This window comes from Leptolyngbya sp. AS-A5 (genome assembly GCF_039962495.1).
In the GTDB taxonomy this organism is placed as follows: Bacteria; Cyanobacteriota; Cyanobacteriia; order Leptolyngbyales; family Leptolyngbyaceae; genus Leptolyngbya.
In genome coordinates this window covers 1-13857 of record NZ_JAMPLL010000060.1, presented here as the reverse complement: position 1 = coordinate 13857, position 13857 = coordinate 1, and the positions used below count along the sequence as shown (strand labels likewise).

14 protein-coding genes and 2 pseudogenes are annotated in these 13857 nt (G+C 48.4%); 7 read left to right on the top strand and 9 right to left on the bottom strand.

Annotated features, from left to right (window positions below; all coding sequences use genetic code 11):
• Positions 1–91: pseudogene (locus tag NC980_RS25495) on the bottom strand (IS1 family transposase); the annotation flags it as partial.
• Positions 92–174: 83 nt separating this feature from the next.
• On the opposite strand from NC980_RS25495, the gene NC980_RS25490 reads away from it, so the two are divergent.
• Complete coding sequence (locus NC980_RS25490) at positions 175–1587, top strand: TldD/PmbA family protein (protein WP_190375682.1); 1413 nt, start codon at positions 175–177, stop codon at positions 1585–1587.
• A gap of 6 nt (positions 1588–1593) precedes the next feature.
• On the opposite strand, the gene NC980_RS25485 is transcribed toward NC980_RS25490, so the two are convergent.
• A complete protein-coding gene (locus NC980_RS25485; RefSeq protein WP_190375686.1) occupies positions 1594–3150 on the bottom strand; it encodes a hypothetical protein in 1557 nt (518 codons plus the stop codon).
• Positions 3151–3439: 289 nt separating this feature from the next.
• Between NC980_RS25485 and NC980_RS25480 the strand changes: the two genes are divergently transcribed.
• Positions 3440–4153 (top strand): response regulator, encoded by a 714-nt coding sequence (locus NC980_RS25480; RefSeq protein WP_190375685.1) that lies wholly within the window; start codon positions 3440–3442, stop codon positions 4151–4153.
• 113 nt (positions 4154–4266) lie between these two features.
• Here NC980_RS25480 and NC980_RS25475 read toward each other — a convergent pair whose 3' ends face one another.
• Entirely contained in the window at positions 4267–4635 is a 369-nt protein-coding gene (locus NC980_RS25475) for a response regulator (RefSeq protein WP_190375681.1), read from the bottom strand.
• Positions 4636–4848: 213 nt separating this feature from the next.
• Here NC980_RS25475 and NC980_RS25470 point away from each other — a divergent pair, with 213 nt between their 5' ends.
• On the top strand, positions 4849–5406 hold the full coding sequence (locus NC980_RS25470; protein WP_190375680.1) for a DUF308 domain-containing protein: 558 nt from the start codon (positions 4849–4851) through the stop codon (positions 5404–5406).
• 86 nt (positions 5407–5492) lie between these two features.
• Here the strand turns inward: NC980_RS25470 and NC980_RS25465 are convergent, their stop codons facing one another.
• The 4 genes from NC980_RS25465 to NC980_RS25450 form a co-directional block, all read right to left on the bottom strand.
• Positions 5493–6338 (bottom strand): MBL fold metallo-hydrolase, encoded by an 846-nt coding sequence (locus NC980_RS25465; protein ID WP_190375679.1) that lies wholly within the window; start codon positions 6336–6338, stop codon positions 5493–5495.
• A 245-nt stretch (positions 6339–6583) separates the two neighbouring features.
• Complete coding sequence (locus tag NC980_RS25460; RefSeq protein WP_190375678.1) at positions 6584–7093, bottom strand: inorganic diphosphatase; 510 nt, start codon at positions 7091–7093, stop codon at positions 6584–6586.
• A gap of 53 nt (positions 7094–7146) precedes the next feature.
• Positions 7147–8694 (bottom strand): threonine ammonia-lyase, biosynthetic, encoded by a 1548-nt coding sequence (ilvA, locus tag NC980_RS25455; RefSeq protein ID WP_190375677.1) that lies wholly within the window; start codon positions 8692–8694, stop codon positions 7147–7149.
• 28 nt (positions 8695–8722) lie between these two features.
• Positions 8723–9160 (bottom strand): Uma2 family endonuclease, encoded by a 438-nt coding sequence (locus NC980_RS25450; protein ID WP_347272568.1) that lies wholly within the window; start codon positions 9158–9160, stop codon positions 8723–8725.
• Positions 9161–9244: 84 nt separating this feature from the next.
• On the opposite strand from NC980_RS25450, the gene NC980_RS25445 reads away from it, so the two are divergent.
• The 4 genes from NC980_RS25445 (at position 9245) to NC980_RS25430 (ending at position 12947) form a co-directional block, all read left to right on the top strand.
• Positions 9245–10126, top strand: coding sequence for a DUF3445 domain-containing protein (locus NC980_RS25445; protein ID WP_190375676.1), 882 nt, complete (start codon positions 9245–9247; stop codon positions 10124–10126).
• A 436-nt stretch (positions 10127–10562) separates the two neighbouring features.
• Positions 10563–11183 (top strand): CHRD domain-containing protein, encoded by a 621-nt coding sequence (locus NC980_RS25440; RefSeq protein WP_190375675.1) that lies wholly within the window; start codon positions 10563–10565, stop codon positions 11181–11183.
• Between the two features lie 385 nt (positions 11184–11568).
• Positions 11569–12180 (top strand): sigma-70 family RNA polymerase sigma factor, encoded by a 612-nt coding sequence (locus NC980_RS25435; RefSeq protein WP_242026564.1) that lies wholly within the window; start codon positions 11569–11571, stop codon positions 12178–12180.
• Between the two features lie 8 nt (positions 12181–12188).
• Positions 12189–12947, top strand: coding sequence for an anti-sigma factor (locus NC980_RS25430; protein WP_190375674.1), 759 nt, complete (start codon positions 12189–12191; stop codon positions 12945–12947).
• On the opposite strand, the gene NC980_RS25425 is transcribed toward NC980_RS25430, so the two are convergent.
• Complete coding sequence (locus NC980_RS25425) at positions 12944–13105, bottom strand: hypothetical protein (RefSeq protein ID WP_190375673.1); 162 nt, start codon at positions 13103–13105, stop codon at positions 12944–12946. The genes NC980_RS25430 and NC980_RS25425 overlap by 4 nt on opposite strands.
• Before the next feature lie 340 nt (positions 13106–13445).
• Positions 13446–13857, bottom strand: a pseudogene (locus NC980_RS25420) (hypothetical protein); the annotation flags it as partial.

Here is a 13857-nt window from a genome sequence, read left to right as displayed (position 1 = left end):
GGCGACCACAACTGCGACAAAGATAGCTTTGTATGCCGTTACGTCGTCCGTTTTTAACGGTGTCGTTGGATTGACAGTGTGAACATTGCATCATTCTTCTATTATGCAATGCCGATTTTGGCATGAGGGATCGATTGATCGCACAATAGTAAGGAGTGATCCTTAGGAGTGCCCATGAACTCAGCATTATCCGAATTATCCGACGCTAAAAACTTAATTTCTGATTTGATCAGTCGGTATCGGCACCGAGTCGATTACTTAGCGATTCGGCTCGAAGCGGCAGAAGGAACAGATATCCTGCTGCGGGGTCACAAAATCGAAACGCTGAGCGAGGGCATTTCGATCGGCGGGCAAGTTCGGGCTTGCTATAAGGGCGGCTGGGGATTTTCGAGTTTCAATCAGTTATCAAGCTTGAAAGAGCGAGTCGAAGATGCGATCGCAGCCGCACGATTGGTCGGAACCGATGAAACGCTTTTAGCCCCGGTTGCGCCGATTCAAGACGAGCGATCGCTATTGCTCACGGGAACTAATCCGCGCCAGATTCCGCTCTCCGAGAAGAAGGCGCTTTGTCAACATTACGGAGAAATTCTTTGCAGCGTTGATCCCCGCGTTGCCACGATTTCCGTCCGGTATGGGGACAGCGCTCAGCGCATGATTTTGGCAACTTCAGAGGGTAGTTTGATTGAGCAGTCTTGGGTCGATCTGGAGATGCGATTTGCGGCAACGGCACGTAATGGTGAAACGGTTCAAACTGGGCGGGAAACGGTCGGGTCGCGCAAAGCCTACGAAGATTTATTAAACCTCGATCCCCAGGTACAAGAGGCAGCACAACGGGCAGTGAACTCTCTTGCGCTTCCGCCTGTCAAGGGTAACGCTTATACAGTTGTGATTGATCCGATTTTGTCGGGATTGTTTGTGCATGAAGCGTTTGGGCATTTGTCTGAAGCAGACATGGCGTATGAGAACCCTGATATTTTAGAAGTGATGAGTATTGGGCGACGATTTGGATCGCCTGAGTTGCAGATTTATGATGGAGCCGCGATCGAAGGGCACCGAGGCAGCTATTTTTACGACGATGAGGGCGTTCCAGCAACGACAACCCAACTGATCAAAGATGGGATTCTGGTGGGGCGCTTGCATTCCCGCGAAACCGCAGGCAAGTTAGAGGAAGCACCCACCGGAAATGCTCGCTGCTTGAACTATCACTATCCACCGATCGTACGAATGACGAATACTTGGATCGAGCGCGGCAAAACCCCTGTGAAGGATTTGTTTCAGGATATCAAAGAAGGAGTTTATGCCCGCAATTGGATTGGTGGTATGACGAACGGAGAAATGTTCACCTTTACAGCGGGTGAAGCCTGGATGATTCGTCAGGGTGAGATTGCGGAACCTGTGCGGGATGTGACGCTCTCCGGAAATGCGTTTAAGACATTGGCAGACATTGAAGCGATCGGCGATGACTTTTTCTGGGATGAGTCGGGGGGGTGTGGCAAAGGCGGACAGAGCGGATTAGCTGTGGGATGCGGAGGCCCCAGTTTAAGAATCCGTGATGTCGTGGTGGGTGGAGAAGCGATCGATGATTGATGCAGCTTAATAGTTTGCTCTCAGCACTCTATTCATGAAGCTGAACACACTATCAAACCAGCCAATCGTGTTGATAATATCTTCAACCAATTGGGGCGGTTGGGAAATTAGGGTATCGAGCGCAATCAGCCGATCGAAATCAATCTGAACATCACTCGATCGCTTTTGTCCCTGAGCGTCATAGAACTCAACACCCGCAAGCTGCATGATTTTGATTAATTCTTGTGCGATGATGCCATATCCGATCGTCGTTGCATGAATTCCATCGAGCGAGAACAATCCCCCCTGCAATCGTCCCTGTGCATTCGAGCGGAAAAATCGCGAATTCGGTACAGGGTTCAACGCTTGCAATGCAGGCGGCAATTCATAGGGCACCCACCACTCCGGCTGCACTCGTGGTTGGTCAAAAAAGCGACGTGCCGCTAAACGATCGAGCAATTCCACCATTTCAAACAGATACCAATCTCTGCCCTGCTTGCGACCTTCTCGCACCACATTCACGATCGCATCATTGTATTGATCAATTGCACTATCGATTGATCTGGCTTCATTCGCAGTTAAGTGAGGATGTTTTGCTGGATTAAACGACTTATCTTTGATCCAGAACTGTGTGTAGTAAGGAAAGTATCTTGATTCGGATACCACTTTTTCGCCCACACCCCGCGCAAACGGCGCGATCGTTACATGCGGAACGGTACACCAAATCACATGACGAGCGCGAATCTGCTTCACCTGCTCCACCATCAGATCAAGCTCGGCTTGAAAGTGAATCGGTCGCCAAACTGTGTAACGATCGTTGGCATTCATATCATCGTAGCCAACATCTGACCATTCCACCTTGAATGTTAGAATGCTTCCTAACGCATTGTTTGAGCCAATAAAAATAATCAGCGTTTCAATTTCTTCATTTGATAACGCTTGTGCAGCTTGAAGCGGCGATAATGCTTGTCCTTCCTGGTTTCGTGCAGTATTGAGAACGCGAATTGCAGCCCGCTCATTGTGATGATCAACCGTCTGTTTAATGAAGTTATCTTTAGGCGGGTTATCGCGTAAAACTTCAAGACAGATATCTGCATTGCGAGACATCGTATTCCGTAAATCCCAACCGTACACCGCTAAATTGTGGTTAATTTCACCTTGGGCTGAGAACTGAGATCCTGCACCCTGCTCCCAAAAGTCTTCAGTACGATCGAGAAAACTCCGCACATTCAACAGCCCAAATGGAACTTCCCACCATTTCAGGTGTCCACCATACTTCATCTCTAAACTACGAGCGATCGATTCCAGGTTAAGCGGCAGCCCATAACCTGGACTATCGTAAGTCGGATATCGGAAGTCTTTCCAGCCCAGTTCATGAGCAATCATCGCGGCATAGGAAAGATGAGTCTGAAAGATTGCTCCGCTTTGAAAGCCATGAGTTAGCGAATCGCCGATCGTCACTAATCGATGCTTTGGTGTACTTTGTCGATCGACTTGAACTGGAATTCCCAAAGTTGGATCAGACTCTGGCTGACGCGGCTCAGCTCGAATCACCACATCTGGTGGCGTTTTTGGATCAAGCATGGCTGAAATGACAGTTTTTTCCACGATTCTTGCCTCCAAGCGCATCAATGTATCAGTACATCCAAGTAAACAAACAATGTTCTACTTTGGCTAATTTCTCAATCTATGTTTACTGAAACTTCTTAAAGGTCTCTCTCCTCAGGGGGATACTCTACCTAAATAGAGGGAACTTAGGATAGATCCCTCTACTTCAAGTTCTACCTTAAAATTGCTTTACCAATTAAGAACTTGCGGCGACATCACACTCGATGGTGACTGATAGTTTATTGATAATAATTGAGGCTTGGCAATAGGCATGATTCGAGTCATATTGATTGAAGACCACGACCTAACCCGCGTTGGCATTCGAGCCGCTCTACAGCAGCGTGAGGGCTTCGAAGTAATTGGAGATGCGCGTGATGCTAAGTCGGGATTAAGACTACTCAGAAGCTCTCATCCTGATGTGGCGATCGTTGATATCGGTCTACCGGACTCGACTGGAATTGATCTCACGCAGCAATTTAAGCAGGCGCAAGCTCAGGGTGAATGTCCCAACACGAAAATCCTGATTATGACCATGCAGGACAGCGAGGATACGGTACTAGCTGCATTTGCGGCTGGAGCTGATTCTTACTGCATGAAAGATGCCAGCATTGATAAGCTTGCTCAGGCAATCCAAACAACTGCTAGCGGTAATGCTTGGATTGATCCGGCGATCGCTCGTGTTGTTCTTTCCCAAACACAAAAATCATACGGTTCAGGGCAACAGTCTGCTGAAGCACCTACTATTTCAATCAACCGTCTGTCGGATGAAGACTTTATTCCTGCTTATCCTTTGACTGAGCGCGAATTAGAAGTGTTAAAGCTAATTGTAGATGGTTGCAGCAATGCTCAAATCGCAGAAAAGCTATATATCACTGTTGGAACAGTAAAGACTCACGTTCGCAACATTCTAAATAAGCTCTGTGCAGACGATCGTACACAAGTCGCAGTCCGCGCTTTGAGAACTGGCTTGGTTCAATAGTTTAGCTTAATATTCTTAAAGGGTGTATCCTGAATGAATTCGTAACTTGAGTTCATTTAGGATGCACTCTTATATTCGTTTAATCGTTTAAAGCGTCTGTCGCGCTGGGATAATCAAGCAGTCAGGGCTTCAATGCTGGATAACAATTGCGATAAATCGATCGGCTTTTGAATATATCCATTTGCGCCCGCATCTAAGCCAGGTTGAACCTGCACCTTGTCGTGAGCCGAGATCAGCAAAATTGGAGTTGTGCGATCGTTCGATCGAATCTCTTGCGTCACTTCTAACCCATTCATTCCGGGCATCATGACATCAAGCAAGACCAGATCCGGGTTACAAAGCTGAAATCGATTCAATGCAGCACTACCACAGGTTGCAACTTCAACTTCAAACCCTTCTGCTTCCAAAAACACTTGTAGCAATAGCAAATTATCTGCGGTATCATCCACTGCTAAGATTCGTCGCCCCTTTCGCTCTAACACTGCTTTATCCCTGTACTTCTTTAAATTAATAATTGCTCCAAGACAAGCTTAGATACTCTGATGATTGCTTTTCTTTTCTCAAATACAGTCATACCGGGGAATGATCTTCGCTCAATCTTTCGTCTGGATTGTGGTCTATCTCTTCAGAGACTTATCGATCGTTCGAGCATTTTCTAGTGTAGTGATGGTTCTAAATACTGTAGGAGAAGTTTTATGACAGCAAGTATCGAACAGCCCAAGAGCAGAAATGGTGCACTTTGGTCGGGTATTTTATTGATTGCATTAGGACTTGGTGCTGTTGTTGCGCCTGTGTTCTCGACGCTCGTGAGCGAAACCTGGATTGCGTTAATTATTCTGTCAGCAGGGTTCACCAAGCTCGTCTATGCAGTGCAAACTCGCAATCAAGGCGGCTTTCTCTGGAAAATCCTTTTAAGTTCGCTGTATATTGCAACTGGAATTATGCTGTTTGCGTCTCCTCTAACCGGAGTATTAACGCTGACCTTGCTCCTCGGTAGCTTCTTGTTAACAGAAGGTGCATTTGAGCTGATTTTGGCGTTCCGCATGCGCGAGCAGAAAAATTGGTTCTGGCTGTTGGGCAATGCAATTATCACTGCTGGATTGGGCGCATTGATTTGGTCTCAGTATCCGTCTAACGCGCCTTGGTTGCTTGGAACGTTGGTGGGTGCCAGCATTTTTGCAAGTGGTTTTTCGCGGGTAATGTTCTCGCTGAATCCACAGGCGCAGTCTGAAACTCCTGCGACCTCTGCCTGATAGCAAATTTCTAAATAACTCGCTACAGACCTTGGTAAAGAGGCGATATATCGTCTCTTTACGAGGCTACTGATTTTTGACTCAATCTAATCCACAGGTAGAATCATGCCCTCGCGTGCTAGCAGACTGTTTGGAAACACCGATCGCACCTGAGCTTCTACCGAGTCGAGAAAATCATCATCATGATTGGGGTCGTGGTGGAACATCACCGCTTGTTTCACGCCTGCTGCTTTTACAACTTTCAGGGCTTCTTGCCAAGTAGAGTGCCCCCAGCCAATTTTGGGCGATTTTTCGTCGTAGTATTCTTCGTCGGTGTAGCAGGCATCGTAGATTAAAACGTCGGCATTCCGGGCAAGATGCACTAGATCGGGATCGATGCGATCGGGGTAATGCTCAGTATCCGTTGCATAGACGACTGTTTTACCTTGAAAAGTAACGCGGTAGCCGATCGCAGTATTGGGATGATTCAAACGACCGGTTTCAATCTGAATATCATCGAGTTCGATCACATCTCCCACCGTGACATCCGTAAATTTTAGATCCGACTTCATCACCTGCATCGGTACTGGAAAATTGGGATGGTGCATCTGGTCGCTGAGGCGTTGCTGCATCGTTGCACCGTTGGGAGCGACCGCGCCATAGATGTGAAAACAGTTGCCGGGAATAAAGGCTGGAATGAAGAATGGAAAGCCCTGAATGTGATCCCAGTGGGAGTGCGAGAAGAAGAGGTGCGCTTCCACTGGCAATTGCTGCATCATTGATTTTCCAAGAACGCGCAGCCCAGTTCCGCCATCAAAAACGAGGCGTTTTCCGCCCAGGCGCATCTCGACGCAAGAGGTATTGCCACCATAGCGCACGGTTTCGTTGCCCGGTACAGCAATGCTGCCTCGAACGCCCCAAAAATGGATGTGAAAATCAGAAGACTGGGTCATCGCTGAATTCAAAGTTGCTTCAAGTGCTTGTCAAAGAAATCCAGATGAAGAAGGCTTCAGCTTGGTATTGCTTACAAGCAGGATTTAGTGTGATGCCGTTCCGAGAAACGGTGGGAGAGGTGCCCTGTGTTTAGGCTACCCATTCGATTCTTAGGGATAGCAGACTGAGATGGATTATAAGTGCGGATGCAAAAAAAGGCTCAGGAATTTTCCTCAGCCTCTACAGTCGATCGATGCGATAGAGTTTAGTTTGCGGCTTTGATGCACTGCTCAACGAGGGGCAGCACTTTATCTACGTCTTGCCAGCCCAGGATCTCTGTCACTTTCTTCTCTAGATTTTTGTACGTTCTAAAGAATTCTGCCACTTCGTCTAAACGGTGCTGGGGAAGGTCTTTGAGCGATTTGATATTCGTATAGCGGGGATCTTTGTCGGGAACGCAGAGGATTTTTTCATCACGATCGCCGCCGTCGATCATTTCGAGCATTCCAATCGGGCGGGCTGCGATCACACAGCCGGGGAAGGTGGGCTGATCCATGATGACCATGCCATCGAGCGGATCGCCATCGTCGGCGAGCGTGTTGGGCACGAAGCCGTAATCGAACGGGTACATCACTGAGGCATAGAGGACGCGATCGAGAGCGAAGGCGTTGAGGTCTTTGTCGAATTCGTATTTGTTCTTACTGCCTGCGGGGATTTCGATCAGGACGTTGATCAAGCCCGGTTTCGGTTGGGCGGGAATGCGAGATAAATCCACAGCGGTTCTCCAAGCTAAACAATTTCACCATTCTGAATTGTAGGGGAGAGCGGTTATGCCAAAAAGAGTTTGTAGGCGGGATTTTGGTTTTCGTCCCAGTAGCGGTAGCTGATCGAGTCAAGAAACGCCTGCCAATCGGTCATTTCATCGGGCGGAACTTGCACGCCTAACACAATGCGCCCGTAATCGGCTCCGTGATTGCGATAGTGGAATAGGCTGATGTTCCAATCAGGGCGCATTGAGGTGAGAAACTTGATCAGCGCTCCGGGACGTTCGGGAAACTCAAATCGATAAAGGACTTCGTGTTCAGCTAAGGGCGATCGTCCGCCGACCATGTGCCGCAGATGTAATTTGGCAAATTCGTCATCGGTGAGATCGATCGTCTTAAATCCGTTGGCTTCAAAGGTTGAAACCATTTGTGCGGCATCCGATCGACCAGAGACTTGCATTCCTACAAAGATATGAGCGATGTTCTCATCAGCGATGCGGTAGTTGAATTCGGTAATGTTTCGTCGTCCGAGTAGATCGCAGAACTTGCGTAAACTGCCGCGCTCTTCGGGAATCGTGACCGCAAAGATCGCTTCTCGGCGTTCTCCGAGTTCTGCGCGTTCTGCTACGAATCTGAGGCGATCGAAGTTCATGTTCGCACCGCAGGCAATCCCGATCAGCGTTTGATCGGTGATTTGCTCGCGTTCGACGTAGGCTTTGATCGCTGCAACTGACAAAGCTCCCGCAGGTTCAAGGATCGATCGCGTGTCTTCAAACACATCTTTAATCGCCGCACAGGTGTCATCGGTATCGACCAAAATCATTTCGTCTACATACTGCTGGCACAATCGAAACGTTTCGACTCCGACTTCTCGCACAGCAACACCATCGGCAAACAGACCGACATTCGGTAATTTGATCCGATATCCGGCTTTGAGCGATCGTGTCATCGCATCGGCATCGACTGGCTCAACTCCGATAATTTTCGTCTGAGGGCGGAGTCGTTTGATGTACGCTGCTACGCCGGAGATCAAACCGCCACCGCCGATCGCGACAAATACAGCATGAATCGGTTGCTGATATTGCCGTAGAATTTCCATACCGATCGTGCCTTGTCCCGCGATTACGTCTGGATCATCAAACGGATGGACAAACGTTAATCCCTTTTCTGCTTCTAGCTGGCGGGCATGAGCATAAGCATCATCGTAGGTGTCACCGTGTAGCACAACTTCGCCACCCCGCGATCGAACTGCATCGATTTTGACTTGCGGGGTTGTCACAGGCATGACAATCATCGCGGTGGTTCCCAATCGCTTTGCACCAAGGGCGACTCCTTGAGCATGATTTCCAGCCGAAGCCGCAATCACCCCTTGAGCGAGAATGTCAGGGGGTAGCTGCGCCATTTTGTTGTAAGCGCCGCGCAATTTGAACGAGAAAACCGATTGCATATCCTCGCGTTTGAGTAGCACTCGGTTATTGAGTCGAGCCGAGAGGTTGGGCGCAAATTCGAGGGGGGTTTCCTGAGCCACATCGTACACACGGGCATTGAGAATCCGCTCTAGGTAGTCACCAGACATAGGAGTTAACGCTGAGGAAGATTGCTGAATCCTCATTGTACGGGGTGAGGGGCATCGGCAAGCCTCAGTCGGGAATTTGATCGGGATCGATTCCCAGCGATCGCAGATATTCTGCCAGTCGCTCGGCACGTTGGCGTTCTTGATCTGCAAGCCGTTTGAGTTCAACTGGGCTGAGAAAGCGATCGCCGTCCGGTCGATAAATCACAAAATCTTGAAATGTCAATTCAAACCGAATGCCTAAGCGTGGACTAATCCAGCCATTGATTTGTTGAATTTTGCTGAGAGCCGAGCCTCGACGAATCCAGCCTGTTAAGTCGTTACGATCGGGATTATAGAGATAATATTCTTCGACTCCGTAGGTTTGATAAAACTCAAACTTGCTCGACATCTCCTCACCTGTATTGCCGGGTGAAAGAATATCAAATACAACTTGTACTGGAATATCTTCCTCTTCCCACTGTCTGTATGCTCCTCGTCTTCCCTTTGGTCGCCCGAATGCAATTAGTACATAAGGAATACGAAGTCCTAGCAGTGGCTCGACAACGGGGATATTCTAAATTGTAGTCGATCGTTGTTTTTGAGTTTTATGAGCAATCAGCGCATCTATCTACCATTTACAGGGAGCGATCGAACATTAAGTCTAGGATTGCAGCCGCTTAAGGTAGAAGATTGGATCGAGATTGATGATCAATTTTTGCCTTACTTGCAGCGTAAGACAGAACTGTTAGAAACGAACTATACAGAAGTGTTTGCAAGTTTGCCAGGAACACAGTTGGCGCAGCAGGAAGTTTTGGAGCTATTGATTGATCATCTATTACGCTACTTTCCAGAACAGTACGATCGCGCTTCAGAAACAATCACGGTTAAAGCAACCAATCAAACCTGGAACATTGCTGATTTTAGTCAACCTTTAGATCTTGCAGGGCGATTAGTTCAGGAGGATTTGTGCTTGATGCAGCCCAGAGATCGAGGTTACAGTCTTGCCGCAGCATCGTTGTGTTTTCCGTTGCGGTGGAGATTGTTAGAGAAGCTTGGAAAACCAATGATGCGGATTCATCATCCTGTACCGAACTATCCAGAGCAATTGGGGAATCCGGTGGATCGATTGTTCGATCGATTAAAGGTCGATTGTCCAGTGTTCCGAGTGAATTGGAGCATTGTTGAGACTCCAGAGTTGTATCTAGGTCATCAAAGTCATTCCAATATTGCACCTGTTGTAGAACTATCACCAAGCAATCTTTGGATTCGAGTCGAGCGTCAAACATTGCGGCGATTAGAACAATCACAGTGGATATTGTTCACAATTCGGACTTACCGTTATCCACTCACTATTTTGAAAGAGCAGCGTGATTCGGCGATCGGGTTGAGGTCGATCGTGCAGCAGCTTTCACCAGAGATGCAGCTTTATAAGAACTTGCTGCCGATTCGAGAAACATTACTAACTTTCCTAGAAGCGGTGCAGAACTAGCTGTCTAAGCTGGCTGCTGGCGTTTGTCGATCGAACTTTAGCGAAATGGCTGCTGCAAAGAGCGCGGATTGATCCTGATTTTGCCGATCCTTGTTTTCCACGGCTTTCAGCCCAACACCTCTACTGGTTGGGCACGCGATCTTGTGGCGATCGAAAAAATTTGTCCGATTTGGAATCCAAATGCGAAACCCATTCGTACTCTTGGAAACTCTCCTCGATCTGCTGTGCTTCATACCAAATTAATTTGTTAATGCTACAAATCCTTCGCCCCCTAAATCCCCCATCCTGGGGAACTTTGAAAATCCAATCCTTCTTGAAGTCCCCCACTTGTGGGGGATTTAGGGGGCTTTCAAGATCTGTATCGATTAAAGATCAATTTGGTATTACGCAGGAGTCGGATGAGTGATTTTTGACCTCGCCTTAGAGCAACACAACTATGAACAAGCCCAAACAACTTCTTCGTTCTCTTTTTTTCAGTACGATCGCCTGTGTGATTGCAGTCAGTATTTCGATCTTTTCCCAACCCGTTCAGAGTCAAGAGACTGCTGTATTCACGACCGCGCAGAGTTTTGAAGTTGCATCAGAAGCATTACACCAAGCCGAGAGCGCTTTGATTGCTCAGGGCATGATGGAAAGCAGCCCCCTAACCCGCTACGTTGCAGTCCTAACGAAAGATGAGGTGATGCCGATGGCTTCATCTAGCAGTGCTTTTGGTGCGGCAGGCGCAGTGCTTGTGGGCGATCGCCTAATTGTCCGGGGTGACTTTAGCAATCTATCGAGTCCGCTTCGTGATTATGCAACCGATCCGCTCAATCCGCCTAACCCCAACATCACGTCGGGTGTGCATATTCACCGGGGCGAACCGAATGCGAATGGCCCGTTCCAATATGCACTCCAAGTTAGTCCCAGCGAAAGTGGCTTGCAAGGTCGGCTTATGGGGGAATACACGCTGACTCCTGAACAGCTACAGGCTTTGGCGAATGGCAAAATGTACGTGGACATTCACACAAAGCAAAATCGCGGTGGCGAACTACGCGGCATCTTCAAGCCGTACTAAATTGATTAGTCATTGGTTAGTCCGCACTGATCAGCCTGTGGAGTAGAAACGCCACGCACTCGCAGCGTTTCTACGATTTGATACCAAGTCAATTCGTGAATGCTACAGATCCTTCGCCCCCTAAATCCCCCATTCTGGGGGACTTTGAACTCGGAGTTTTGGCTCGAAGTCCCCCATTCATGGGGGATTTAGGGGGCAGAAGATTTCTGCGGTAACAGATCAATCAACTTGTGTGTACACGGTAGGGGAGAAGGGATGAAGGCGGTTCATCTTTACGCTCAGCAACGCCAGAAGGTCTTCTGTCGAGTAATTGAGATTCGATAACTTTTTTGTCCGGTAAACGCTTTTGCTAGGGATTGGTGTCAAAGTAGAGGTTGGAAAACGAATGCGCTTCTTGAGCCTGATTAGCATGATGTCTGAGCAGTTTGACGACGCAGAAAAATCTCCTCCGAGTCAGACAGATGCAGAGCTATATCAAGCATTACGAGCAGGGCAGAAAGAAGCACTCGGTACTCTTTACGATCGTCACGCTGCGTTGGTCTACGGTTTAGCTATTAAAGCGTTGGGCAATCCACAGGAAGCTGAAGATTTAACTCAAGATATTTTTCTCAATCTCGCGAAATCTACGACTTACGATCCGCGTCGAGGTTCTCTCAGAACGTTTCTGGCAGTTTTAACGCGATCGCGCTCGATTGATCGGGTGCGATCGCGCAGCACCTCTCGTTCTTTTCTCGATCGGTTTCGCTCTAGCAGCACCGAAATGGCTTCTGAATCTCCATTGGAGCAGGTGTTTCAAACGGAACAATCTCAGGAGGTGCGGGCTGCTCTTGCCCAACTTCCAGAAAGCGATCGGCAGATTTTACGTCTTGCTTATTACGATGGTCTTAGTCAGTCAGAAATTGCCGCACGATTAAGCCTGCCGCTTGGCACTGTGAAAACAAAAACCCGGCGGGGTCTCCTCAAGCTGCGTCAAACCCTTACCGATTACCTTGGATAATCCCATTTATGAGTTGGTCGATGGCTTCAGAACACTTACAACTATTGATTGCAGGGTATGTCTTGGGCGATCTCGACTCCGATGAGGCGGCGGAATTCGAGCAGCTTTTGATTGATCACCCTGCGATCGCTGAAGAAGTCGATTGGATGCAGAAAGCACTAGAACTGTCTTCTGGTTCTCCTGAAGTCAATCCCCCGACGCATCTTCGTTCAGCTATCTTAGCGGCTCAGGAGCGACCTTTAGCGGCTCCAGAAGCAGCGAGTAGACCCGTTCGTCGATCGCGGCGGTGGAGTCAAGTGCTGAATGTTGCGGCAGCGGTTCTGATTGTGGCATTGGGTATCAATAACTATCAATTGCGGCAAGCCCTACAAACATCGCAGACCGAAACTGAGCGATTGGCAACGCTGGTTTACTCGCTGCAAGCCACAAAAGCGGGAAACGCGGCTTCTGCAACGGTTGCGATCGATCCCAATCGTCTAGAAGCGGTGCTGACGGTGCGGAATTTGCCGCCGCTACCACCGGGGCAGGTTTATGCCTTGTGGACGGTGGTGAAGCAGGATGCTCCGGTGACGACGGATTCTAAGAGTGCAATTCTCACGGATGTGTTTACGGTTGATGCTGAGGGCAAGATGTCTCAGTCGATCGCGGTTCCAACAGTCTTTCGGTCTGCCAATTTAGTTTCTACTGTGGCGGTGACGATCGAGGATGCGACTGCACCACAGAAACATGAAGGTAAGCCTGTGATGATGGCGAAAGTGCAGAATTAGCTTAGGGAACTACCGGACGAAAGAATGCAATTGATGGTGCGATCGTCAGAAACAATCGCGCTTCGACAGGCAGCGATCGTGCTTTCTTCCTCAATTTTTGCTGCTTTGATCGGCAACGATCGTGCTTTGAGCAAAATTGATCGTGCTTTCTTCCTCAATTCTTGCCGCTTCGGGAGGAATCGATCGTGCCCCCTGCCTCAATTTTTACTGCTTCGAGAGGAAATGATTGTGCTTTCTTCCTCGGTCGTTGCTGTTTCAAGATGAATCATACCAAGTCAATTTGTGAATGCTACAGATCCTTCGCCCCCTAAATCCCCCATTCTGGGGGACTTTGAGAACCTAATCCTTCTTTGGCTTGAAGTCCGTCACTCGTGGGGGATTTAGGGGGCTTCCAAGATCTGTAGCAATTAAAGATCAATTTGGTATCAGAGGGGCTTTTCATAGAAAAGGAGCATCGCAATGATGCTCCTTCAATGACAACGAGACCGATCGTGGCGCTTAGTTGACTGTGCTCTTTTCTTGGGAAGGCTTCGGTTTGCGCGATCGACGAAAATGTTCTCGCATTTCAGCAACGATCGGCTCCATTCCGTTCGCATTCACACCACTTTTCTTGGCGTAGTCGTAGACAGTTAATGCAGCCGTATACGCTTCACTGCCAACGACCATACAAGTGTCATTGACCATATCTTGAAGTTGAGTCAGGCTCATCAAAATTTGGTTGAGGTCTTGAAACAGTTCTAAGTCTTTTCGCATTTCTTCCACATCAAACGATCGCGGTAAGGAGTCGGGATTGCGACTAGGGCGTATCTGCAAACTATAGAGCGACCCCAAATCTAGGGTGCATCTTCGAGCGGTACTGGGCACTCTAGCGTCTGGAAACAGATGGAATGAGCAACCATGGCACAGCATC

What these genes read in the sequence shown, in the direction of transcription:
- NC980_RS25430 (WP_190375674.1), top strand. Translation starts at nt 12,189, where the DNA reads ATGAGTTGGTCGATGGCTTCAGAACACTTACAACTATTGATTGCAGGG.
- NC980_RS25470 (WP_190375680.1), top strand. Translation starts at nt 4,849, where the DNA reads ATGACAGCAAGTATCGAACAGCCCAAGAGCAGAAATGGTGCACTTTGG.
- NC980_RS25435 (WP_242026564.1), top strand. Translation starts at nt 11,569, where the DNA reads ATGCGCTTCTTGAGCCTGATTAGCATGATGTCTGAGCAGTTTGACGAC.
- NC980_RS25445 (WP_190375676.1), top strand. Translation starts at nt 9,245, where the DNA reads ATGAGCAATCAGCGCATCTATCTACCATTTACAGGGAGCGATCGAACA.
- NC980_RS25440 (WP_190375675.1), top strand. Translation starts at nt 10,563, where the DNA reads ATGAACAAGCCCAAACAACTTCTTCGTTCTCTTTTTTTCAGTACGATC.
- ilvA (WP_190375677.1), bottom strand. Translation starts at nt 8,694, where the DNA reads ATGAGGATTCAGCAATCTTCCTCAGCGTTAACTCCTATGTCTGGTGAC.
- NC980_RS25465 (WP_190375679.1), bottom strand. Translation starts at nt 6,338, where the DNA reads ATGACCCAGTCTTCTGATTTTCACATCCATTTTTGGGGCGTTCGAGGC.
- NC980_RS25490 (WP_190375682.1), top strand. Translation starts at nt 175, where the DNA reads ATGAACTCAGCATTATCCGAATTATCCGACGCTAAAAACTTAATTTCT.
- NC980_RS25485 (WP_190375686.1), bottom strand. Translation starts at nt 3,150, where the DNA reads ATGCTTGATCCAAAAACGCCACCAGATGTGGTGATTCGAGCTGAGCCG.